This is a genomic window from Neobacillus driksii (genome assembly GCF_013409995.1).
GTDB classification, from domain to species: domain Bacteria; phylum Bacillota; class Bacilli; order Bacillales; family Cytobacillaceae; genus Neobacillus; species Neobacillus driksii.
On sequence record NZ_JACCBX010000007.1, the window covers coordinates 193,778 to 218,169 of the forward strand.

A 24,392-nucleotide genomic window follows, 5' to 3' on the forward strand; every position below is an offset into this window, starting at 1 on the left:
CCAGATGCTACTTCGTCTAGACCTGCAGTTTTTTGCGGATGAAAAAACAGAAAAAGCGACACCGAATAAGCGGCGCGAAACGCGGAAAAAAGGGCAGGTTGCGAAGAGCCAGGAAGTTTCTGCCGCCTTAACATTGTTGATTACTTTTGGCTTTTTTATTGTCGGAGGAAAAAGTTTTATTGAAGGATGTTTAAATATTTATCGTCATAGTTTTCAGGAATATTTATTATGGAACCTTTCAATAAAAAGTACTCAGTTGCTTTTTAATCAGCTTTTGTTTGATTCAGCGATTTTGATCGCCCCTATATTTGTAGTTGTTCTAGTCGCGGGATTTGTTTCTAACTATGCACAAGTAGGATTTATGTTTAATACGGAGTCACTTAAAATGAATCTTGGAAAGATTAACCCGATTGAAGGGGCCAAAAATATATTTTCCTTGCGGTCGATTGTGGAACTTTTAAAGTCGATTTTTAAAATTGCTGTCACCTCGATTGTGGCATATCTATTAATTTGGAATAATAGAGGCGAATTATTTCAATTAGGCGAAAAAAACATTTGGGATGCTACTAGTTTCATAGGATCTCTCGTCATAAAGATTGGTCTCTTCGTCTCAGCCAGTTTGTTTGTCATGGCTATTGCCGACTATATGTATCAAAAATTTGAATTTGAAAAAAAAATCCGGATGTCAAAACAAGATATTAAGGATGAACACAAGAAAATGGAAGGTGATCCTTTTATTAAAGGACAAAGGCGGGCAAAACAACGTCAAATGGCAATGAACCGCATGATTGCAGAGGTGCCAAAGGCCGATGTAATCATCACCAATCCAACACACTTTGCCGTAGCCATTCGCTACGATGTTGCAACCATGGACGCACCTCAGGTAATTGCAAAAGGCCAGGACCATGTTGCCTTAAAAATTAAAGAAATTGCAAAAGAACATAAAATTATGACCGTCGAAAATAAACCGCTCGCACGAGCACTGTTTGCTGCCGTGGAGATAGGTGAGACAATTCCAGAGGAACTATTTAATGCAGTAGGAGAGGTTTTAGCGTATGTTTACTATCAAGAAGGCCGCTATAAGGGGATGATGGCATGAAGACAAAAGATATTTCTGTTTTGTTGGTTGTAATCTTAATTGTTGCGATGATGATTATCCCGATGCCTACGCTATTATTGGACTTTTTGTTAATTATCAATATTTCCGTGTCACTGATGATTCTATTAGTGGCAATGAATACAAAAGAACCGTTGGAGTTTTCCATTTTTCCAACAGCCATCTTGTTGACTACTCTTTTCCGTTTGGCATTGAACGTGTCAACCACTCGTTCAATCTTGTCACATGCGGATGGGGGAGAGGTTATTGAAACGTTTGGGTCATTTGTTATCGGCGGGAATGCTGTCATCGGTTTTGTCGTTTTCTTAATCCTCGTTGTCATTCAATTCATCGTCATTACAAAGGGGTCTGAGAGGGTAGCAGAGGTTGCAGCACGTTTTACATTGGATGCGATGCCAGGAAAGCAAATGAGTATTGATGCGGATATGAACGCAGGTTTAATTAGCGATAAGGATGCTCGCGACCGCCGCCGAAAAATTGAAATGGAATCCGATTTTTATGGAGCAATGGATGGTGCAAGTAAATTTGTTAAAGGCGATGCGATTGCCGGTATTATTATCCTTATTATTAACGTTATTGGCGGTTTCATTATCGGTATGACGATTCATGGAATGGGCTTTGCTGAAGCTGCTAGCACTTTCACTCTATTATCAGTCGGGGACGGACTAGTCAGTCAGGTACCTGCATTATTAATTTCAACTGCGACAGGTATTACTGTTACACGAGCAGCAACAAACGGCAGTCTCGGTTCAGACATTATGGGGCAGATTTTCAGCTACCCAAAACTTCTATATATTGTTGCTGGTACCATTTCAGTTCTTGGGATTTTTACACCGATTGGAATCTTCCTTACCTTTCCAATTGCAGGATTACTGGCATTCGGTGGATATACACTACAAAATTCAATCAAAAAGCAAGAAATTTTACAAGAACAAGCTGATATGGAAGAACCTGTTGAGGATATCGGAAGTCCAGAAAAAGTCATTAATCTGCTTCAACTGGATACACTGGAATTGGAAATTGGCTATGGATTAATCCCACTGGCAGATCAAAAGCAAGGCGGGGACATACTTGATCGGATTGTAATGATTCGCAGACAATTTGCCATCGAATTAGGCTTAGTAATACCAACCATTCGGATTCGAGATAATTTGCAATTAACACCTAACCAATATGTCCTTAAATTCCGTGGCAATCGGATTGCTTCTGGCGAGGTCTACCTTGATCACTTTTTGGCGATGAGTCAAGGTGTGGAAGAGGATGGAATAGAGGGTATCCATGTTGTTGAACCAGCATTTGGTTTACCAGCTGTCTGGGTCAATATGGAGGCTCGAGAAAGAGCTGAGTTAATGGGATATATTATCGTTGACCCTCCATCTGTGATAGCTACACATTTAACGGAAGTCTTAAAACGCCATGCGTATCAATTATTGCGCAGAGAAGAAACGAAAGAGTTAATTGATAACCTTAAGGAACGACACCCGAATCTGGTGGATGAACTTGTTCCAGGTTTATTATCCGTTGGAGATATTCAAAAGGTATTGCAGAATCTGCTTCGTGAACAAATTTCAATCCGTGATTTGGCTGCAATTTTTGAAACATTGGCTGATTTTGCTGTTTATACGAAGGAACACCGTGTGTTAACTGAATATGTTCGTCAATCGTTAACCCGTCAAATTACTGAACAATATGCCGAAGATGGAGTTATAAATGTGTTAACAGCAGGAGCAACGCTAGAAAAGGGAATTGCTGATAGCATCCAGCAATCAGAAGCTGGGGTGCAGTATTTATCCATGGATCCTCAAATTTCTCGCAAGATTACTGAAGAATTACATGAACAGATTGAACGTGTGGTCAAATTAGGGGGACAGCCAATTTTCCTTACTTCACCATCTATTCGGATGTATTTGAAACAGTTTGTTGATAAGGTTATGCCGACAGTACCCGTACTTGCTTACACAGAACTAGAACCAGATATCGAAATCCAAAGTATAGGAGTGGTAAACATATGAAAACAAAAAAGATAATCGCAGATACCATGCCACAAGCTTTGAAAATGGTTCGGCAGCAATTGGGTGACAACGCCATTATTGTAAATACAAGAGCAATTAATACGGGTGGGATATTTGGATTTTTTACGAAACAGAAATATGAAGTCACTGCCTATACAATGGATAAGGAAGAGGTTGTGCAAGAACCTCCAAAGAAAAAGATTGAACCAATTGAAAAACAAATTGACCCCATTGAAGAGAAACTAAGGGAAGAAATCATAAAACCTGATGAGGTAGAAAAACAAAATTCTGTTTTCCATAAGAACCCTCAAAAGCTATATCAATTATATTCGCAGCCTGAATCAGTTAAAGAAAATAAAGAACAACAAATTCAAACAGAACAAAGAGAAAGTGTTAAAGAAGCAAATGCACCACAACCGCCACGGACCGAAACGGTAAAACTAGTACAAGCACCACAAAAGTTAGAGTCGGGAGCAGTGGAAAATGAGTTACTCACTGAAATGAAACAAATGAGAAAAATGATGATGACATTGTTGATGGGGGAAAAACAAGGAAACAATCTCCCTTCAGGGTTGCTCACCCACTTATCCCAATTGAGAAAACAGGGTGTAACGGAGGAAGTCATTGAATATATTGTTAATAGTTTTATTGTCAATAATCTTTTAAAACAGAATGAGTCTGTTAATGACATGAGTGAGGATGTTATTAAAAAAGAGATTCTTAACATTATAGAAGAGATTCTTAGAAAAAGAATCTGTGATTCAACAAACATAAATGAAACTACACGTATGATTAATTTAATTGGTCCAACCGGAGTCGGAAAGACCACTTCCATTGCAAAACTAGCTACTGAACAAATTTTAAAACAAAAACGCAGGGTTGCACTAATTACAACCGACGTCTATCGGATTGCTGCAGTAGAACAGTTAAAAATGTATGCAGGAATCTTAAATGTTCCAATTGAAGTGGTTCATTCTGCAAATGAGCTAGATACCGTCTTGCGTAAACTAGAACATTTTGATCTTATTTATATGGATACAACGGGACGGAATTACAAAGAAGTCCAATACCGTGAATCAATCAATGGCTTTATCAATCATTCGGTTAATAGTGAAAATTATTTGGTTTTAAGCTTAACAACAAAATATGAGGATTTAGAACTTTTGCTGAATGAGTTCACAGAAAGTCCTATTAAGAAACTAATACTAACAAAGTTTGATGAGACCAGCAGCTACGGTTCTATTCTAAATATAGCCTATAAATACCCGTATCAGTTAGCGTATATCACGAATGGACAAAGTGTACCAGAAGATATTACAAGAATTGATCCTACTCTACTTGCAAGACTCCTACTAGGAGAGGAAAAGTAAGATGGATCAAGCTCAAAGTCTAAGAGAATATATGTCTCGCTATAATGATAAGCAGCAGATACCCCAGTCCTCTCGTGTTATTACGATTACAAGTGGAAAAGGCGGAGTAGGTAAATCTAATTTTACTTTAAACTTTGCACTTGCCCTGCAAGGAGCAGGGAAAAAAGTTGTTATCTTAGATTTGGATTTATCTACTGCTAATATTAATATTCTTATGGGAGTTTCACCGCGTTATAGTCTAATAGATGTTTTATATCAGAAGAAAGAGATCTGGGATATCATTCAAAAAGGGACATATGGAATTGAATATATATCCGGTGGTCTTGAAATACAGGATTTGATGGAGTTTGACCAAAACAAACTTTGGTATTTTTGGAGGCAAATTCAAAAACTGCAAGCTTACGCAGATTTTATTTTACTTGATACCGGAGCTGGTATATCAAAAGAACTGGTTGATTTTATCTTAGCTTCCGACGAAACGATATTGGTTACAACACCTGAACCTACGGCCATCGCCGATTCTTACGCTGTCGTAAAAACAGTATTACAATTTTCTCCACAAGTGCCAAAGTTACATTTAGTGGTGAATCGTGCCCAATCTTATCGAGAAGCTGTTGAAACCGCAAGAACGTTAAAAAATGCTTGCAGTAACTTTTTAAAAATCAAGTTAAACAGTTTAGGTTTTTTAATGGAAGATGATCATGTACGAAAGTCGGTCATTTCACAAATACCGTTTTATATATCGTACCCAAATTGTGCGGCATCAAAAACAATCAAACAAATAGTCAATACCTATTTACCTGATATAGATTCAAGCTCTCTTACGGTGGAACCAAAAGGGATTCGCGGCTTTTTTGAAAAAGTAATCTCTTTCGGGAAACTGACACAATAGGAGGTTTTATATGTTGGCTAAGTTGAAGATTAATATGACAATGGGTGTTATAGCATTTCTTTTTACCTATTTATTCTCGTTTCTTAACAATACATGGCAAACTTCTCTCTTTAGAGCAATTGGAGGATTTATCATATTTTTTTTACTAGGATTTGTTCTAAGCTTTATTTTGAAACAATTGGCTGGGAACAAGAATGTCTCGCTGGAAGAGGAACCGAAACTAGTAGTTGAAAATAACAGTGAAATTGAAAAAGATCATCCCAAGGTTGAAGAGTTGACGGAAGAACCGGGTTTCCAAGCTGTTCCTCTCCACTCTTTACATCATCAAGGGAACGGTAAATAAAATGGACTCAAAAATAGGGGGGATAATTGTTGAGACCGGCTGTGAAAGAAACCATTCCGCACTTTTCTTTATGGAAGGCTTATCGAGAAAACCAAGATCCTAAATCGCAAGATCAGCTTGTAAAGCAATATTTGCATTTGGTTGACCAAATGGCCAATCGATTGGGCTCAAGTATCCCGCAGCATATTATTCAAAAGGAAGACTTAACAGGATTGGGCTATATTGGATTGATCGAAGCCATAAAGAAGTTTGACTATAAAAAAGGATATCAATTTGAAACCTTTGGACTGTGGCGCATTAAAGGAGCAATGCTTGATGGAATACGTCAAATGGACTGGGTTCCCCGTGGATTAAGGGAAAAAGCAAAACAACTAAATTCTGCTTTTCGCGATTTGGAACAATCCCTAATGAGAACACCATCTGAAAAAGAATTAAGCGAGTATACAAAGCTTTCCATTGAGGAAGTGGATCAGGCAATGGCTACCTTATCTGTGTCAACGTTACTTTCTCTTAATGAACCTATGAAAGTTAACGATGAGGATGGAAAGCAGAATAGCAGAATCGATCATATCACAGATAATAGCGCCATCTCCCAGGATGCTAAAATCCAAATGGACGAATTTAGGGGATTAATAGCAAACTCCATTGATAAAATGTCTGAAAAAGAAAGATTGGTTATTACGCTTATGTACTATGAGGGTCTATCTCAAGTGGAAATCTCAGAGGTTCTGAGTCTAACAAAGGGACGGATTTCTCAAATTCATTCGCAAGCCATTCTTAGGATGCGTAAAAATTTTGAAGCAAAAGGCTTTTCACTAGACTCCTTTTTATAATGAATTTTCTAAGCACTCACTTATCATGGGTGTTTTTTTTTATTTTTTTAGGTTCTTACCTAAACCATGAGAGCGTTTTACCGATAATTATACTATTCGGATTTTCATATATATTTACCAATTGTTCCTTATGGGGCATGTGGCACAAATTAGACAACGATGATTAAATAAGGATGATTGAAATTATAATGAAATCTACAATTGAATTTTACAAATCACTCTATGCAAAAGTTTCAACAGAAAAAAACAATTTAGAAGCTATCGTTAATGTGCAAAAAAAAGTGATCGCTATGTTGATTGAAAAGAAATTCTCCCTTAAAGAGATATTAGATACAATCAATATTCAGTTTGAACTGATTTTTGGTGAAGGTATATGTTCCATATATCTATTTGATAAGGAGAAAGATACTTTCTTTTTACACTCTGCACCTAAGCTTCCTGTAGATTATTATGATTACATAAATGATATACTAAGCGATTCGAGAAATGAGGACGAAAAGCATCCATTATACTTAGAACAACGAGTTGTCGTTTCGAATATTGAAGCTGCTCCAATGTGGAGTGATTGTAAAGACAAGGCGCTGCAATATGGATTCAAAGCTTGGTGGTCCAAACCTATCCGTGACCATGAACAAAATCTTTTAGGTGCTTTTTCTATGTATTATCACTATCATAATACGCCAGATGAACGGGATTTACAGATAATAGACCAAGCTGCGAACCTTATTAGATTGGTCATTCAACATTTCCAGGCAGAAGAAAGAATAATCTTTTTGAAATCTCACGATGAATTAACAGGATTACCAAATCGAAAACGATTTAAGGAAAAATTAACGATTGCAATAAACCTATTTAAGAAGACACATGGAAAAATGCTGGGAGTTATGTATTTTGATTTGAACCAGTTTAAATTAATTAATGATACTTTAGGCCATTCCATTGGTGACCTGCTTCTAAAAGCTGTTGCAGAGAGATTAAAAGAGTGTACCCGGGAGAATGATATTGTTTCAAGGCAAGTAGCGGATAATTTTTCTATATTTATCGACCATGTTTCAAAACATGAAGTAACGATTATCGCGAATCGAATACACAATGTCTTAGCAAAATCATTTACTATTGAAGGTCATGAAATATTTGTTACACCTAGTATAGGAATCAGTCTTTTTCCTGCGGACGGTAATAACGCCGATGAGCTTCTGAGGAAAGCCGATGTAGCTTTGAATCAGGCTAAGAAAGAAGGCAGTAATACCTTTCAATTTTATGAATCCAAGTGGGATGAAAAGACTAATGAGCGCTTACTTATTGAAAATGAATTAAGAAAAGCATTGGATAAACAAGAGTTCAAACTTCATTACCAGCCAATTATCGATTTATCCTCAGGTAGGATTACCGGAGTCGAAGCATTATTACGCTGGTACAACCCTAAATTAGGTTTTATACCGCCAGATCGTTTTATTCCAATTGCTGAGGAAACTGGATTAATTGTTTCAATCGGTGAATGGGTTTTAAGAACGGCGTGTCATAAACTAAGGTATTGGCAGGATAATGGTTACTTAATTTCGACCATTTCTGTTAATATTTCTATCCGGCAATTTTATCAGCCTAACCTGATTATGGTGATTGACCAAATTCTGAAGGAATCTGGAATTAACCCAAGCAGTCTTACAATTGAGATTACCGAGAGTATGACGATGGATGTTGAAAAAGCCACAACCATTTTAAAAAATCTAAAAGGTATGGGAGTAAATATATCCATCGATGATTTTGGAACTGGCTATAGTTCATTAAGTTATTTGAAAAAGTTCCCTATCGATTATTTAAAAATTGACCGGTCCTTTATCAAGGATATCGATAAGAGTAAAGATGATGAAAATATTGCAACCACCATCCTGTTAATGGGACAGAATCTGGGATTAAATGTAATTGCTGAGGGAGTAGAAACTAGTGAACAACTTGGGATACTTAAGTCTAACAACTGTAACGAGGCTCAAGGTTATTTGTTTAGTAAGCCGATTTCTGACGATGAATTAGAAGAGTTAGTTGCAAATCTTTCACGGTAAGAATAAAAAATTTTTGAATCATCTAACTAAATCATATATAATTTGCGTTAGGGTCAACAATTTGTCCTACATAATTTTACACGATTAGGAGTTTTATTAATGGAAAAAGTACTTATATTTGGTCACAAAAACCCTGACACAGATACGATTTGTTCTGCAATTGCTTATGCAGATTTGAAAAAACAACTTGGAATGGACGTAGAACCAGTCCGTTTAGGCAGCGTAAATGGTGAAACACAATATGCTTTGGACACGTTCAAAGCTGAGGTACCACGCTTAGTTGAAAATGTAGCTTCTGAAGTAAACTCGGTTATTTTAGTTGACCACAATGAGCGTCAGCAAAGCGCCAATGATATCGCAGATGTACGTGTCCTAGAAGTAATCGATCACCACCGTATCGCTAACTTCGAAACAAGTGATCCTTTGTACTATCGTTGTGAGCCAGTGGGCTGTACAGCAACAATCTTAAATAAAATGTACAAAGAAAATGGCAAGGAAATCAAAAAGGAAATTGCTGGACTTATGCTTTCAGCGATTATTTCCGATTCATTGCTGTTTAAATCCCCAACTTGCACACCTGAAGATATCGCGGCTGCAAAAGAATTAGCTGAAATTGCCGGTGTCGATGCAGAAAGCTATGGCTTAGAAATGCTAAAAGCTGGAGCGGATTTAAGTGACAAGACAATTGAACAATTAATTTCACTTGATGCAAAAGAATTCGAAATGGGTTCAAGCAAGGTAGAAATCGCTCAAGTAAACGCAGTAGATACTGCTGAAGTTCTAGCTCGCCAAGAAGAGTTAGAAGCTGCGATTACAAAAAATATTGAAGAAAAGAACCTGGACTTATTCTTATTCGTCGTAACAGATATCTTAACAAATGACTCTGTTGGTTTAGCATTAGGAAGTAAAACCAATGCAGTTGAAAAAGCATACAATGTTACCTTAGAGAATAATACCGCTGTTCTAAAGGGCGTTGTTTCCCGTAAGAAACAAATCGTTCCAGTTCTGACTGATATCTTTAATCAAGGAATATAATAAAGAAAACCGTTCTTATTTAAATAGGAACGGTTTTTCATATTATTTTTCCGAATATCCAGGTGGATAGTAATAAGGCGGGATTTTGAGCCAGCCTCGCTTACTCATTAACTTTTTTAAGCTGCAACCGAATTTAAATATCTCATACTGGATTTCAAAGAACAATTTACAGATATCATCTCGTACGCAAACCGCTAATGCTTGGCCAAGCAGGGTAATTTCAGCAGAAATTTTTGCAGAGGTTAAATTAGCTAGTTCTTCGTCCGTATGTTTTACTCCTAAAGGAATGGCATCGGGATCCGATAAAGGTTTATCCTCAGACGCAGGCGGCAGGGGTATACCTTCTTTTCTTAAAAAAGTACGTAACTGCTCTGCAATATCTGTAGCAGCCTGTTGGCCATTTCTTAAAGCATGAATTAATTCATCATCCTTGGTTGTGTTTAAGCTTTGCTGATAAACCGTTAACCCTTCTTCTATCAATGTAAGCAATACCCACGCATGAGTCACCTCGCCAACATGAAGTGGATTTTGCTGTTGATCAGCTGCTTGAGGGGTAAATAGGTCTTTCATCGATTCAAATACATTGGTCATAATGAACCTCCATTCACGTGTACATAGTTTGACTATTTACATATATTTCCATGCGCGTGTATTGGAAAAACCGATAGGACTGGAAGTAATAGATAGACAAAACTACTACGTTGACTGTACAGTTTTGTTTATGATAATATTATATAATAATAGAAAGGGGTGAGTAAGTTGGGAAGTTGTATCGTATCGGCGAGTTAGCGAAATTAATGAAAATCTCCAAAAGAACAATCGATTATTACACCCAAATAGGCTTACTAAACCCTATTCGGACAGAATCAAATTATCGATTGTACGGAGAAGATTGTATTAAAATCATGAACTTAATTGAACACTACAAAAATCTTAATATGCCGCTTGAAGAGATTAAATCTTCAATTGAATTAATTAAGGATGAAAACTGTCTTGACAGACAAAAAGTAGAAAAGCATTTTGAACAGATTGGGGTTCTAATGCGGCACCTAAAGGAAGAAATTGAAGCCATTGAACCCGTTCTCGATAAACTAAACGGCAGCCAGAAAGAAATGGTGAGAAATAAACTTTCTTCTCAAGGTGTTCCATTAGCTCAAACCTTATTATTGTTATTAAGTTAAACTCACATTTACAAAAACCAGGAGGTGTATTCCTTACTATAAGTTTTTAGTAAGGAGACCATTGACCATTATAAACTTGATTGTAATTGCTATTTTAATTGCGTTTACGGCATTCTTCGTGTCCTTCGAATTTGCCATTGTAAAAATCCGTAGTACACGAATTGATCAGCTCGTATCAGAAGGTAATAAAAAAGCAATTGCGGCTAAGAAAATTATAACAAATTTAGATGAATATTTATCTGCATGTCAATTAGGTATTACTGTTACTGCTTTAGGATTAGGTTGGCTGGGTGAACCGACCGTTGAACATATACTACACCCATTGTTCACTCATTTGAACATACCTGAATCCGCAGCAGGAATTTTATCCTTTGTGATTGCTTTTGCATCGGTTACCTTTTTGCACGTTGTAGTCGGTGAATTAGCGCCAAAAACAATTGCCATTAATAAGGCTGAAGCCGTTACATTACTTTTTGCTAAACCTATGATTATCTTTTATAAAATCATGTATCCGTTTATTAAAACATTAAATGGTTCTGCTCGTATCATTGTTGGAATCTTTGGTTTGAAGCCTGCTTCAGAACATGAAGATGCACACTCAGAGGAAGAACTACAATTAATTATCTCTGAGAGCTACAAAAGCGGTGAAATCAATCAGTCTGAATACAAATACGTGAACAATATTTTTGAATTTGACGATCGTATTGCAAAAGAAATTATGGTTCCTCGTACAGAAATAGTTGCTTTTGACAAATCGCAAACATTAGCGGAATGCTTGGAAATTGTGAAAGCAGAAAACTATACAAGATATCCGGTTATTGATGGTGAAAAAGATAACATTGTCGGTATGCTGAACATGAAAGAAGTATTGACTGATTATATCAGTGGTAAAAACCTTGAGACTTCTATTGAAGAATATACTCGTCCAGTAATCCAGGTGATCGAATCGATTGCCATCCATGACCTATTGGTTAAAATGCAAAAAGAACGCGTTCATATGGCTATTTTAATGGATGAATATGGCGGTACAGCCGGATTAGTGACAGTTGAAGATATTCTGGAAGAGATTGTCGGAGAAATTCGCGATGAATTCGACGAAGATGAAGTACCAGAAATCAACAAAATTAGCGAACATAAAACGGTTGTGGACGGGAAAGTACTAATTGACGAAGTAAACGACTTATTTGGACTAGATATTCACGATGATGAAATGGATACGATTGGCGGATGGATTCTTTCTGAAAAAATGGATGTAGTCGAAGGTGATAAAGTCAACTATGGTGATTATGAATTTAAGGTTCTTGAAATTGATGGTTACCATATTAAATTATTAGAAATTGTAAAATTAATAAAGCATGAAGAATCTATCGCTTAATTCTTACCCTTCTTGTCTTAAAGGCAAGAGGGTTTTTTTGAGGAAAAACTTATATGAATGGTGATGGTTGGTGGTATTTGTCGAACAATTCATATAGGGATTTTGGTAGTTATCACTTACTGTTTAGTGTAATAGTATTACTACCAAAGTACTATTATTTATAGGTAAATAGTGCTATTAATAGTATCCGATGAATAGTATTATCTATAATCGGAAGGGGGAGCATCTTGAAAAAATTCAGTCTGATGATTTTTAGTTTATTAGTAGTGTTAGGCAATCGATTACTACTTTTGAGGAAGAAACCATCGCCATGGACCTATTAACCCACATTGCAGATTTTTGTAATTATTTATTTTTTTGCATATTAGTTGGATTTGTTGTTTTGCAATTTGTGCCATCATCGAAAAAACCAATGATTCACTTCCCTAAATCATTATTGCTTATCAGCACTCTTGGAATTATTATCTTTACGTTTGTTCCAGTATTGTCCTTAATTTTGTTTTTTAATGATAAAGTCGGATTTGCGGATGCTGCCAACTCGGTTCTATTGACGACCCAACTCGGGCAGGGCTGGTTGTTTATCACTGTGTTTTCCATATTCTTGTGGTTAACCTTTTATCTGGAGCGCTCTAAATACATACAGGCTTTCTGGATTGTTTTGATGGTCATGGCAATAGGGTATGCCAGTCATGTTTCTTCTAAATCGTTTGTGGTGGGGATATTCTCTCATACCACTCACTTTCTAATGGTAGCCATTTGGGTGGGGGTCCTGCTTCATGTCTCGTGGTTTTCAAAAGATAAGGAAAATTGGTCTGAGTTTTTACAATGGTTTACGCCTCTTGCCATAGTCTGTATGATTAACATTTTTGCGACAGGGTTTGTCATTATGTCCACCATTGAAAAACCTACAGAGTATATAAATGGCTGGGCAACACCTTACGGCAGATTGTTATTGTTGAAACATATAAGTATTATTCCTGTTTTGATCTTCGCTATCATAAACAGCATTCTTTCTAGAAAAGCTTCTACATTCTCTCATTATGAACCCCGTACATGGTTAAAATCTGAAACTTTTATCCTTTTATTAGTCTTCTACTTTACTGCGGTTTTAGGCACATTGCCACCTTCTGATGAAATTGCTTACGATGTGCAATTAGCTTCAGCTCCGACTTGGATTGATTGGCTTTTAGCAAAAAATATACTTGTACCTATAGAAATTGAATTTGCTCCAACACTCTTATCGATCGTATTAATTACAGCAGCCTTGTTATTTTTGATGTTAATAATTTTGAGATATAAAAGGATGAACCCAGTTTTTGCGACGGTATTGGGGGCTTGCTTTATTCTAACTTTATACTTAGGACTCATGTTTTCTTGTGTGCTATATCCTATTATATGAGCAGTTGACAGGGCAGCTCTGTTTTTCATTTTTCCCAGATTAAATGTAAGTGTGAATGAAAGAAGGTATATAAATTTTGAACTGTTCATATAAAATTTTATAGCAGTTTGGACCTATGACTTACATACTATTCGGAAGTGTGAAAGGGGTACAAAGTTTGAAGTGGAATATGTCTTATTTATTATTTTTTAGTTTTCTAGTTCTATTTTCAGTTGTATCTCTTTCGGTTTTTTTTATCATTCATTCAACCGAATTAGAATACGCGCTGGCTTTAGATAAAGTCAAATCCACTAAAGGGCCTGGTAGAAGGTAATGCAACAGGAGTAGCGACAGTACCAGTTGTTAACTGTTCAATCTGAAATAGCAGTAACAGCCGGTGATACGGTCAAACTGGATGCGAAAAATACTGGTGGTGAAGTAACTAAGGTTTTATGGACACAAGTGGGAGGACCACCAGTGGCTGAGTTACGAAATAGTAACACACTAAATGCCTCTTTCGAAGCAATGGAAGCTGGTAACTATAAATTTGAGGTAACATTAACTGGACCTGGTGGTGAAGCAAAAGCTTTCATCATAGTAACAGTAATAGAACAGGCACAGGAGCCTCCAATAGCGGATGGCGGAACAGAAAAAACAGTAAAACAAGGATCAACTGTAACATTAGATGGCAGTAGTTCTGTTCGAGCACAATCTTATAAGTGGACACAAGTATCCGGTACGAAGATCACATTAAATAATGCTAATACAGTTAAACCAACTTTCGTATTTCCGAAAAAGCTTGAATCATTAGTCTTTGAACTAGAAGTAACAGCAGCTGACGGGCAAACTAAAACAGACCAGGTAACTATAAACTCAGAGAAAGATATTTTAACTGTAGGGCCATCACCAACGTATAGTACACGTACTGGCAGGTGGAATATTATTGGTACTACGGATGTTTTTGGGCCTCTAGTTACAATCGATATATTTAGAACCAATGGTGGAAAAAAGATTGGAACAGCAGTAGTTGATGAGCTAGGAAATTGGAGATTCAGGGGAACAAGCCAAGGGTTTTTACGAGGAGAAACAATATATCTTAAGTCGAGCTCAGGTGGAGAGTTGAATAATATTCCGGTACAAGTGGTTCGCTAATAAAAACAAAAAGCTGGATGGGTACAGATTAATCTATACCTTCCAGCTCTTTTTATTTTCAAATACGTTATTATGTCATGTTGGACACGTAACACTTATTAGAATTAATCGTCAAATAAGTAACCGATATATTTCCGAAAGGAAGGGTAGCTATGTTTTTCTTAATTTTATTTTTAATTGGGTTGTTTATCCCGTTTTTATTAATAAAGATGAATCCAAACTGGATTGTTTGGGTTCCTGCCACAGTATTATTTTTATTTGCAATTGTTATCTATACTAAGGCTGAGTTTTTTCCAGCTGATGGGATGGCAGACCTAGCTGAGCGGCTGTATTTTATGATTTTTGGAGTAACGGCAATTGGCAGCTTTGTTGGCGGGATGATCGTTCATTTTATAAAAAGAAAATAAGCAATCATTTGGAGTCAGGTCCTTAATACAGAGGATTCTGGCTTTTTTCTTGTAATGCATCTGCATGTAACTAGGAACAGAGTCATATGGTGTAAAAAGGAGGTATCAAATGATTAGTTTAAATGGCCGAATTGTCAAGCCTGAGGACCTTAGTAAAGACATTACAAGCACCGAGCAAAAGGTGATTATAAAACAAATGGCTAGTTACCCTGTGATTTATCACTATGAATCCATACAGCAGCTAAAATTTGAATTATTATTTAGAGTAAATACTGTTAAAGCAGCAACGGCATTAGAGAAGAGCGGTGCCAAATTTACGACCTTCGCGTATTCCTTTCCTAACAGAAAATACTGGTATCGATTACCAAACGGAGGGTTTCTTTTACGAGAGGGAATAAACCCTTCAGAGGGAATCGAAGATATCGTGAAAAATGGTGAGCACTATGCCTTTGAATGTGCGACCGCGATTGCCATTGTTTTATACATTGCTGCCTTGTATACGATTGGACCAAGGGCATTTAATACGTATTTTAGACGTCTATACTTAATGGATTGGCAATTTGACGAGGATCTCCCGGTTTACCAAAAAGATGGAGAGGATTTCCTCATTGGGGATGTTTTACATTTTAAAAATCCTGATTTTAACCCGAAGCAGCCGTGGTGGAGGGCAGAAAATGTAATCTTTGTTGGTCATGATAAATTCTATGGGCATGGAGTTGGAATAAGAGATTCTAAGGCTATTATTAACTTTTTAAACGGAAAGAGAAAAGTAAACGCTGATGAATCTGCTTATCTTATGCGCATGATAACAAGACCAAATTATAAAACCATTATCTTGTTACGATAAAGAGTAAGGAGCTTCCATAGGGAGGCTCCTCTTATATATCAACCGTGTAGTTTTCCATCAAAATGTGCGTACAGCTGTTTACATAACAGGTGGTCCAGCTCACGCCGTTTTTCAACTTCCATTCTCACATCTAATTTACGTTTATAGACTTCATAACAAACTCCATGTGCACTCAGCAGACCTTTTTCCATTTCATTTGTATACTTCATTTTCAAATAATGGATAATGAATCCCTCCGGTTTTTGCCGTTCATTTCGGCTTATTGTTAATGCAGTACTAATGATAACACTGCAGATTTTTCCTTACAAAGTCGAAAAAACGCCATATCTAGCTGTCAGCTTTGCTGACATGGATACTCGTGAATATATCTCACAGGTTCTTAAAATAGGAGCCATATCCTTCCATTATGAGCTTGTAATGTAATTTTCCCTACAAAAGAAAGCCCATTGCTTAGTCTGCAATGGGCTTTCTAAATGTATTTCTTTATTAATTCATAGATTTATCTAACATGAAATCAGCTTTTGGTAAAGTAATAATTTTACCACCGATTTGCACGTGTACGGTATCGTTGAAAATGGCTTTTACAATTCCCTTTAGTGAAACACTTGAGTTGATTGAGATATCTTTTTTATCAGATTGATTTGCCATATTAATCAACACCTTCCAAAGTTAATTATAAAATATTATATATGAATAAAAACAAAAAAAGCGAGTAAAAAGTCTCGAAAATACAAAAAATAAATAATTTGTTCATGTTATTTACAACCAATGCCAAGGGGTGTGAACAAGGGTGGAAATAACATGAACTATAGTTCAAGTATTACATGATTAAGAGATTCTGTCAATGGAAACATGAACTGGGGTTCAATATTTATGTTTTGTGGTATAATAGTGTCGAGGTGAGAAAAATGTCAGACCGAGAAGACCAGTTGGTGGGTGAGTTTCCATTAATACCTAAGCAGGAACGTGCCCAACTAAAGAGGGATTTGCTGCTAAAAAGTGGTCATGAATTATTTATTTTAAAAGGATATGAACATACAACGGCAAAGGAAATTGCAGCAAATGCAGGGGTAGCAACCGGTACTTTTTATCGGTACTTTTCGGATAAACGACAGCTATTAATGTCTCTGTTAGAGGATCAAATCGAGATGTTAATGCCGCCTGAACCAAAATTGGGTGTATCTGATCCGGAAAGCACGTTGGCTTCCCTCTTAGAAGCACATGATAAACGGATTAAGGAAATGGGAATGCAGCGGGTGCTTCCAGAATTACTGGCTAAGGATACTGAATTTGCTGAGGTATTAGCAGCGGCGAAACGAAAAATTTTTACTAGAATTCTTTCAGGATTAACTAAGGCATATGCGAAGGGATTAACTTGGAAAGATTTGGATCTTAACACAGTAACATGGTCGCTGATGACATTGGCCGAGCATGCCCCTGAAAAAGTGAAACAATGTGGGATTGTGACAGATTATCGTGAAGTCGCAAAAGTGATTTGCCGCTTAATTTTTCCACCAGAAGTGATCAAAAATTTACAATCAGAAGTATCTATAGTAGAAAAAGAGTAAGGAATATGAAAGGATGTAATCGCAAGGAATGGAAAAGACCCTTGATTTGAATAATTTGAAAGCAATAAAAATTGAACTGACTCGGTTTATGATGGCCTATAAATTTGCTCTCGATGAGATGACGACAAAAATTAATATACTTAAAGATGAATTTAATTATATTCATGATTATAATCCAATAGAACACATAAATTCACGATTAAAATCACCAGAAAGTATTTTTAGAAAAGTGCAGAGAAAGCAATGTGACTTTACATTAGATAGTATTAAAACAACTATTAAGGACATAGCCGGAATGAGGATTACCTGCTCATTTATTTCCGATATTTATGAAATAAGCCGGATGATTGCCAATCAAAAAGATATTCGGATTATAGAATATAAGGATTATATAAAAAATCCAAAACCCAATGGTTATCAAAGTCTGCATATGATTGTTGAAATACCAATTTTTATGTCTGACCGTGAGGAGCAAATTTCGGTTGAGATTCAAATCCGTACCATTGCAATGGATTTTTGGGCAAGCTTAGAACATAAAATTTATTATAAATACAATAAAGAAATTCCGCAGAAGATGCTTGATGAATTAAAAGAAAGTGCTGATATGGCTGCACATTTGGATCGGAAAATGGAAGGTATTCATAAAGAAATAGCAAAAATGAAGAGAGCAGAAGAGACTGAAGATACATTTATCCTTCCGATTGGAAGCGGGAGTAACAAACTTAAACTTTTAGAAACGTTTATGGAAAATCAACTGGGGATTAAGTAGCAGTAAGCCTATTTTATAAATAGGCTTCTTTCCTATATCGCTTTAGGGTACGGGGGTATGATATAATAATTTTAAAAAATGAGGTGATGGAATGTCTTTTGACCATGAAAATGAGGAAGAAATGAATGATGACTCCTGCTGTGCGGCTCCAGGCAGCCACCGTAAAAGCCATCATTCTGATAAGGTGAAGAGTAACCTTGTTACAAGGCTCAATCGAATTGAAGGTCAAATTCGCGGAATTAAAGGAATGATCGAAAAGGACACCTATTGTGATGATGTTATTACGCAAATTTCAGCGACTCAATCAGCATTGAATAGTGTTGCAAAACTCTTGTTAGAAGGTCATCTGAAAACGTGTGTAATTGAGAGAATACAAGAAGGGGACAATGAGGTTTTAGACGAGGTCCTCGTAACCATTCAAAAATTAATGAAGAAATAGTAGAGCCTAAGTCGTACTTTTTGTACGTCTTTTTTTATTCCTATTAAAGTACTTTGCTAGAAGGAATAAGAAAATATATGAAGAATATTATAGTTATAATATTCTGAAAACTATTGAGGTGAGGGATATAAGGGCGACGAAAATAATTCTTATGGTATTTGCTGGAATAATACTGGCTTTTAGTTTTTACGCTTATACTGTGTTTTACGGGACACCGTGGGGAAAACAAAAACATGAAACAAAGATGCAAAGATACATTACTGAAAAATATCATAATGAATTTGTCGTAACGAAAATGAGCTACAATTTTCTAAGTGAATCTTACCAAGGATATGCCTATCCTAAAGAGTACCCAAACCTCTTATTTATTATTGAGCAAGATAAAGATGCCCCTCTTGGCTATTCCGATAATTATCCAAAAGTTATGTGGGATAGTGAATTAGCAGCCAATCTTAAAGCACAAATAAAAAAACTATTTCCAAATCTAAATGAAGGAAGGTTTAAAGTACTTCAAATTAAGGACAAAGGGGAATTCTTGGGTCCGAATATTCCTACCTATCAAGAAGCAAACGTTTCGATTGTCTCCACCTCCATTCCGATTGATATAAAAGCAAATTGGACACAAGTAAATCAACAAAACGAAATCCTAAAAATGAAAAGGCTTAGTCAATTTTTACAGGAGGAGGATTTTCCTGTACTAATGGAAGTAAGATATTACGAAAACGAGATGAATGAACAAGCGAAGGTCTTTTTTATAACGGACAAGGGAAAAATCTTTGAAAAATAGTGCTGCCACTTATCGTGGAGCACTATTTTTCATGGTTGTAACAATTTGTGATGATGATTCAGTAGATTGTTGTTTAATGATCTCCTTCTAATCTTGAGTAAGCCGAGGTTGTTATTGGTTTCCATAATCGAATGATTTTCTAATGTTTGATAATTTACGATATCCTTCCATAAATAACTGTTTGAGTTATTCCCTTTACTGACTTCCTTAATGAAATAGGAAGGGGTGCAAACACGATGAATTTCGTTGTTTTTTCTTTTTATAGCTTTAAGGGCCATTATTTGTTTCATTAAAATACCCCATAAACCACCGAAGCTCATATTTTTCAATGGAGAACTTGTAAATTGGTTAATTGTTAGTTTTTGCCCATTTTTAAAGGAAACAGCAGCTTTAACAGCAGAGGCATAATGAACATCTCCAGATAAAATAATACACCTGCTCGGTTTCCAAGCTGCCACCTGATTGAGGAATTCAGTAAACCCTTTTCCATTATACTTCCACGCTTCAAAATCAAACCTAGTATTCACATTTACTCCCAATACTCTTAACGGATAAATATAATCATGTAAAAACGTTTCAATAAGACCCATTCCATAAAGGGGTGTAGCCGAAACGATGATTAAAGGGCTGCCGCTTTTCCATCCGGTATTAAACAGAGTGCTGGTTACACGCTCCCAGCCTTTTTTACTAATCAACTGCGGAGCCCAGATAGATTCCTCGATGAGTTGCCCAAACTTCTCCGGTCTTGGTTCCATGTTGTATTCCCTTTGTGTCCGTGTGTTCAGGAAGAGTGCTTTTGGATTTGTCGGGGCAACAAAATGCCAAGTATCAAAGTTCCATAGGGTGTCTTTCCACTCTGGTTGATACGTCATGATTTTTCCATTACTCAGCAATTTAAAATAAGTTTTCATCAACCATAGGAATTTATCATCATAGGATTGTGGCGCATTACCCCATCCTTGAAAAGCCCAATAAGCAGATAATCCATTGGCGATTACATGACTTCCTAAGGCTGAGTTTCTAACATTTTCTTTCCACTTAAAGGATAGATTCCAATCATCGGTAATATCATGGTCATCGAACATCATGTAAGTGGGTATGTTTGCAAGAAGTCGTCGTATACGATAAAGAGAATGCTGAAAAGATATCAGTGTCTCCTGCTGCTCAGTAAAACGATTCGTTAGCCGAAGCTCCTCGTTTTTGTTTTCCTTTGCATATCGCTCTTCTTTTGGAAACACAAAATACATCTGATTTTTTTTGACACAGTCATCGTAGTGTTCAAAGAGTGTATATTCTTGGGCAGTTTCCCATAGTTGCGGGCTCCATGCGAGCAGATACATTGCTGCATACTCTCCGAATGTCATTAGGTGGTTGCTTGCATGGGAAGAAGTAAAATGGCAAAAATTCTCCATAATATATTGCCGGCCGTTGATTTGGTTCAATGCTGTTTGGAAAGGCTCCTGTTTTAGCCTCTCATCGATTAATTCGAGGGGCTCTCTCGCACCGATTAATTCATCGCTTAGTTTAGTAATTACAGGAATCAATGGGTCGGCAACATCATCTGCATAGATTTGGTCTCCCATCAGAAATAATGTGCTTGGACGAACTAGCAAATTATGATATTCCTTTTCTAGCAATAGGTCCGCAGTGGAGAGTGTATCTTCATCATCTCCATGAGGTTTCCGACATGAGCCATAAAGGACATTGGCGTGTTCTGAAGAGCTGTTGAGGAAAAGGGTAGGATAGTCAAGGCTGCCGTAGGTGATGGAATCTGGATCATTCTTTGATAATAGTCCTAGGGATTTTAGGTCATGAAGTTCAGAGCCTCGTTTAAAATGGATATTGTATCCGAGTAACATATTGGTTGGGAAAGTATCCTGATGAGGGGAGAGTTGTATCAAATGAATAAACAGTTGTTTACCCATCCGAATCATATTCGTCTCACATTTCGCTTGGATAACATGATAATCAAAAGAATTAGAATCCTTATCTGAAGTGATACGATAAATCTTCGCATGAATTCGGCATCTTTTACTTGTCGCAATCCAAATGGTTATTTGAGTAGGTTCTGCTCTTCGAACGATTGGTCCAGATAAGATCATTGGCAGGGTAATGGAATTCATTTTATCACCTCTGATCATTTATTTGTTCTAACTATTTTATTCCAATTCTTAGAATTTGGTGTGACCACTTGGTTTGCTTGTGAAGGAAGTTGAATTGTAGAAATATTGCCAATATTTTTTCGGGATATTGATTCATGCTGCTTTATAATGATAGTAAGACAACATAAAGTCGACAGTATAACTTGTTCGTATACGATGTAATAAATTTCCATGGAGGGTAGGATGATTTATGAAGACATTGATTGTTTATTGCTCATCTCATGGCACAACAGAAAAAGCTGTCCAAATGGTGAGTGAGTGGATGGAAGGAGAAGTTCTGGCAGTTGATTTGAAACGGGATAAGATTACTTTTGCTGTAGGCGATTATGACTTCGTAATCATCGGAGGCTCGATCCATGCCGGAAGTATCCAAGGGAAAATAAAGCATTTTATCGGTAAGCATTTTGAAGAACTGTTAACAAAGAAATTGGGTCTTTTCCTTTGCTGCTGGCACGATGGAGAAACAGCCCTTGAACAATTTGACAAGGCATTCCCTGAGGAATTGAGAAGGATATCAATCGCTAATGGGATTTTTGGCGGAGAATTCCTTGTCAGTAGAATGAACTTTATTGAAAGGCAAATTGTGAAGAAGGTTAGTGGTGTTACAGTGGACACATCGAATTTAGATACGACTGCCATCATGTCCTTTGTTATGAAAATTAATACAACCCTTTCACTTGTATAATAAATGCCTGACCCATTTTTATGGGTCAGGCATTTTGTAATATTAACAGATTTTTTGTATCAGTTCTATGGAATTGTTTTTTGGTGAATTAACCAGTGGGCTCACTTCATAAGCTTCCATCAAAGTATGATCGAGCGGTTTAAGCAATGGGTTAAGCTTAGTTGTGTCTGTAATAGAAGGATCGAGCCAGTACTTTTCATCTTCTGGATTTAATATTACAGGCATCCGGTCGTGAATATCTTGCACTAACTCATTAGGACTGGTGGTTATAACAGAGCATGAGTAGATTGATTTTCCCTCTGGGGATTTCCAGTTTTCCCAAAGACCAGCCATTGAAAATAATTCATTCGATTTTAGTTTTATCCGCATTGGAATTTTGTTTTTACTATCAAGCCTCTTCCATTCATAAAAACTATCAGCCAGAATCAAGCATCGTTTTTTCTTATAAGCATTTCGAAAGCTAGGTTTGTCTGTTAAGGTCTCAGCGCGCGCATTAATCATTTTATAACCAATCGACATATCCTTCGCCCACGGCGGAATTAACCCCCAGCGTAAAAACCCCATCTTATTACGAGCACCATCATTAATCACAGCTAACACCGACTGAGAAGGAGCCACATTATAACTAGGATTATATTCCTCCTCCTGAAGAAAAAACTCAATATCAAACCGGTCAATCAACTGATCAACCGTTGCAGTCAACGTAAACCTTCCGCACATCCCTAACACCCTCCTTTGTGGAGCAGCCATTTATTTGCTGCCCCTTTTGGTGCCTCTTTTGGTGCCTGTCACCATTTATACATTTTACCCCAATTTATTCATAGTTACAGCAAGTAAAATGTATAAAATGTAGTTTATTGGCGAATAATGGGTAAGGTTTTTAGAATTTCAACGAGAAAGAGGTAACGTATGAGGATTTGGTTTAATAGGTGGTTTACGACTGTTACACATTTTATGGAGCTGATTCGTTCGAATGATGAGGGGCGCAGGTTTGAAATATTTGGAACGCATTCAAATATGGACGCTCTCTATTTGCAGTATTGTGATTATGCCTTTACAGAACCCACCGTATCTGGTGAGGAATATATTGAGTTTTGTCTTGCGTTTTGTCGGAAGCATAAGATTGATATTTTCATTCCAAGAAAAGAAAATGTCTTGATTTCAAAAAGGCTCGCTGATTTTGAAAAAATCGGTGTCAAAGTGCTGGTATGTCCAGATTCTGATTTAATGGAAACATTGGATAATAAGGCAGCAGCCTATCACTCGATCCTGCAGAAGGAAGAAAATGGGGCTGAACTTGTAGCAATACCGGATTTTTACGTCGTCAATAATATTAATGATTTCAAATTAGCTTATGAAAGTTTACGGGCCAAAGGGCACACAGTTTGTTTTAAACCCGTTGTTGGTGAAGGCGCCACTGGGTTTCGCATCATTGAAGATAAAATAGAAAGTATTGACCAGCTTTTTAGGAGGGCGAGCAGCCGCCGCCTCCCGTATCACTATGCCTGTGAAATCCTAAGTCAGCAAGAGGTTTTCCCAGATTTAATGGTGTTAGAGTATTTAGACGGTCCGGAATTCAGTATTGACTGTGTTGCATCGACAGAGCAGTTGTATGCCGCAATTCCAAGGATGAAAGGGGAGGGAAGAATAAGAGAAATCATTGATCATCATGAGCTTATTCAACTGGCACAAAGGTTTCACCAGCATTATCATATACCGTACCTCTTTAATATCCAGGTGAAATATAATCAAGGTGTTCCTAAGCTGCTTGAAATTAATCCGCGAATGAGCGGAGGAATGCATTTTAGCTGCTTAACAGGTCTTAACCTTCCATACCTGGGAATTAAACTATTACTGGGTGAAGAAATTGGCCAACTAAAACCTAGATTTGGTATTAGAGCAAGTCATCTCGAGAAGGAAATGATTCTCGATAAAGATCTTTTTGCATGATAGTAAACAACGCCTTAGGGGAGTTCCCAA

General features: G+C 36.9%; 26 protein-coding genes. 21 read left to right on the forward strand and 5 right to left on the reverse strand.

Translation table 11 applies throughout. The annotated features are described in order from the left end of the window. Positions 1–4: 4 nt before the first annotated feature. The 8 genes from flhB (at position 5) to F4694_RS17125 (ending at position 9,662) form a co-directional block, all read left to right on the forward strand. Positions 5–1,099 (forward strand): flagellar biosynthesis protein FlhB, encoded by a 1,095-nt coding sequence (flhB, locus tag F4694_RS17090; RefSeq protein WP_179600124.1) that lies wholly within the window; start codon positions 5–7, stop codon positions 1,097–1,099. Beyond that, positions 1,096–3,129 carry a flagellar biosynthesis protein FlhA gene (gene flhA / locus F4694_RS17095; protein WP_179600125.1) on the forward strand — a complete coding sequence of 678 codons (2,034 nt, stop codon included), beginning with the start codon at positions 1,096–1,098 and terminating at the stop codon, positions 3,127–3,129. Before flhB ends, flhA begins: the two co-directional genes overlap by 4 nt. Next, a complete protein-coding gene (flhF, locus tag F4694_RS17100; RefSeq protein WP_179600127.1) occupies positions 3,126–4,499 on the forward strand; it encodes a flagellar biosynthesis protein FlhF in 1,374 nt (457 codons plus the stop codon). The genes flhA and flhF overlap by 4 nt, the downstream gene beginning before the upstream one ends. A 1-nt stretch (position 4,500) precedes the next feature. Next, entirely contained in the window at positions 4,501–5,391 is an 891-nt protein-coding gene (locus tag F4694_RS17105) for a MinD/ParA family protein (RefSeq protein WP_179600129.1), read from the forward strand. Between the two features lie 13 nt (positions 5,392–5,404). Next, positions 5,405–5,734, forward strand: a complete 330-nt coding sequence (locus tag F4694_RS17110) for a hypothetical protein (RefSeq protein ID WP_179600131.1) — start codon at positions 5,405–5,407, stop codon at positions 5,732–5,734. Positions 5,735–5,763: 29 nt separating this feature from the next. Then, positions 5,764–6,567, forward strand: a complete 804-nt coding sequence (locus tag F4694_RS17115) for a sigma-70 family RNA polymerase sigma factor (protein ID WP_179600133.1) — start codon at positions 5,764–5,766, stop codon at positions 6,565–6,567. 188 nt (positions 6,568–6,755) lie between these two features. Further along, positions 6,756–8,627, forward strand: coding sequence for a sensor domain-containing phosphodiesterase (locus F4694_RS17120; RefSeq protein WP_179600135.1), 1,872 nt, complete (start codon positions 6,756–6,758; stop codon positions 8,625–8,627). A 99-nt stretch (positions 8,628–8,726) separates the two neighbouring features. Next, positions 8,727–9,662 carry a manganese-dependent inorganic pyrophosphatase gene (locus F4694_RS17125; RefSeq protein WP_179600137.1) on the forward strand — a complete coding sequence of 312 codons (936 nt, stop codon included), beginning with the start codon at positions 8,727–8,729 and terminating at the stop codon, positions 9,660–9,662. 42 nt (positions 9,663–9,704) lie between these two features. On the opposite strand, the gene F4694_RS17130 is transcribed toward F4694_RS17125, so the two are convergent. Beyond that, positions 9,705–10,253, reverse strand: coding sequence for a DUF3231 family protein (locus F4694_RS17130; RefSeq protein WP_179600139.1), 549 nt, complete (start codon positions 10,251–10,253; stop codon positions 9,705–9,707). Positions 10,254–10,429: 176 nt separating this feature from the next. Between F4694_RS17130 and F4694_RS17135 the strand changes: the two genes are divergently transcribed. The 6 genes from F4694_RS17135 to F4694_RS17160 all read left to right on the forward strand — a co-directional run bounded on the left by F4694_RS17135 (position 10,430) and on the right by F4694_RS17160 (position 16,002). After that, entirely contained in the window at positions 10,430–10,843 is a 414-nt protein-coding gene (locus F4694_RS17135; RefSeq protein WP_179600141.1) for a MerR family transcriptional regulator, read from the forward strand. Positions 10,844–10,904: 61 nt separating this feature from the next. Then, on the forward strand, positions 10,905–12,218 hold the full coding sequence (locus F4694_RS17140) for a hemolysin family protein (RefSeq protein WP_179600143.1): 1,314 nt from the start codon (positions 10,905–10,907) through the stop codon (positions 12,216–12,218). Between the two features lie 391 nt (positions 12,219–12,609). Then, a complete protein-coding gene (locus tag F4694_RS32840) occupies positions 12,610–13,617 on the forward strand; it encodes a copper resistance D family protein (RefSeq protein ID WP_218895706.1) in 1,008 nt (335 codons plus the stop codon). A gap of 339 nt (positions 13,618–13,956) precedes the next feature. After that, on the forward strand, positions 13,957–14,748 hold the full coding sequence (locus F4694_RS17150; protein WP_179600147.1) for a PKD domain-containing protein: 792 nt from the start codon (positions 13,957–13,959) through the stop codon (positions 14,746–14,748). A gap of 152 nt (positions 14,749–14,900) precedes the next feature. Next, complete coding sequence (locus tag F4694_RS17155; RefSeq protein ID WP_179600149.1) at positions 14,901–15,155, forward strand: hypothetical protein; 255 nt, start codon at positions 14,901–14,903, stop codon at positions 15,153–15,155. 109 nt (positions 15,156–15,264) lie between these two features. After that, positions 15,265–16,002: a protein-glutamine gamma-glutamyltransferase gene (locus F4694_RS17160; RefSeq protein WP_179600151.1), complete on the forward strand. Its 738-nt coding sequence runs from the start codon at positions 15,265–15,267 to the stop codon at positions 16,000–16,002. A 38-nt stretch (positions 16,003–16,040) separates the two neighbouring features. On the opposite strand, the gene F4694_RS17165 is transcribed toward F4694_RS17160, so the two are convergent. Then, positions 16,041–16,211, reverse strand: coding sequence for a hypothetical protein (locus F4694_RS17165; RefSeq protein WP_218895707.1), 171 nt, complete (start codon positions 16,209–16,211; stop codon positions 16,041–16,043). 70 nt (positions 16,212–16,281) lie between these two features. Here F4694_RS17165 and F4694_RS31785 point away from each other — a divergent pair, with 70 nt between their 5' ends. Then, a complete protein-coding gene (locus tag F4694_RS31785) occupies positions 16,282–16,425 on the forward strand; it encodes a hypothetical protein (RefSeq protein WP_218895708.1) in 144 nt (47 codons plus the stop codon). A gap of 63 nt (positions 16,426–16,488) precedes the next feature. On the opposite strand, the gene F4694_RS17170 is transcribed toward F4694_RS31785, so the two are convergent. Further along, complete coding sequence (locus F4694_RS17170) at positions 16,489–16,650, reverse strand: hypothetical protein (RefSeq protein WP_165979054.1); 162 nt, start codon at positions 16,648–16,650, stop codon at positions 16,489–16,491. Between the two features lie 260 nt (positions 16,651–16,910). Between F4694_RS17170 and F4694_RS17175 the strand changes: the two genes are divergently transcribed. The 4 genes from F4694_RS17175 (at position 16,911) to F4694_RS17190 (ending at position 19,565) form a co-directional block, all read left to right on the forward strand. Further along, entirely contained in the window at positions 16,911–17,570 is a 660-nt protein-coding gene (locus F4694_RS17175; RefSeq protein WP_179600153.1) for a TetR/AcrR family transcriptional regulator, read from the forward strand. 28 nt (positions 17,571–17,598) lie between these two features. Next, on the forward strand, positions 17,599–18,339 hold the full coding sequence (locus tag F4694_RS17180) for a GTP pyrophosphokinase (RefSeq protein WP_179600155.1): 741 nt from the start codon (positions 17,599–17,601) through the stop codon (positions 18,337–18,339). Between the two features lie 91 nt (positions 18,340–18,430). Next, entirely contained in the window at positions 18,431–18,778 is a 348-nt protein-coding gene (locus F4694_RS17185; RefSeq protein ID WP_306458485.1) for a metal-sensitive transcriptional regulator, read from the forward strand. Positions 18,779–18,896: 118 nt separating this feature from the next. Then, a complete protein-coding gene (locus F4694_RS17190; protein WP_459426303.1) occupies positions 18,897–19,565 on the forward strand; it encodes a YfjL-like protein in 669 nt (222 codons plus the stop codon). Positions 19,566–19,594: 29 nt separating this feature from the next. Here F4694_RS17190 and F4694_RS17195 read toward each other — a convergent pair whose 3' ends face one another. Next, a complete protein-coding gene (locus tag F4694_RS17195) occupies positions 19,595–21,688 on the reverse strand; it encodes a hypothetical protein (protein ID WP_218895710.1) in 2,094 nt (697 codons plus the stop codon). 229 nt (positions 21,689–21,917) lie between these two features. Here F4694_RS17195 and F4694_RS17200 point away from each other — a divergent pair, with 229 nt between their 5' ends. Beyond that, positions 21,918–22,412 (forward strand): flavodoxin domain-containing protein, encoded by a 495-nt coding sequence (locus F4694_RS17200; protein ID WP_179600158.1) that lies wholly within the window; start codon positions 21,918–21,920, stop codon positions 22,410–22,412. A 42-nt stretch (positions 22,413–22,454) separates the two neighbouring features. Here F4694_RS17200 and F4694_RS17205 read toward each other — a convergent pair whose 3' ends face one another. After that, positions 22,455–23,132 carry an SOS response-associated peptidase gene (locus F4694_RS17205; RefSeq protein WP_179600161.1) on the reverse strand — a complete coding sequence of 226 codons (678 nt, stop codon included), beginning with the start codon at positions 23,130–23,132 and terminating at the stop codon, positions 22,455–22,457. A gap of 189 nt (positions 23,133–23,321) precedes the next feature. On the opposite strand from F4694_RS17205, the gene F4694_RS17210 reads away from it, so the two are divergent. Continuing rightward, complete coding sequence (locus F4694_RS17210; protein WP_179600163.1) at positions 23,322–24,362, forward strand: ATP-grasp domain-containing protein; 1,041 nt, start codon at positions 23,322–23,324, stop codon at positions 24,360–24,362. Positions 24,363–24,392 lie beyond the last annotated feature (30 nt).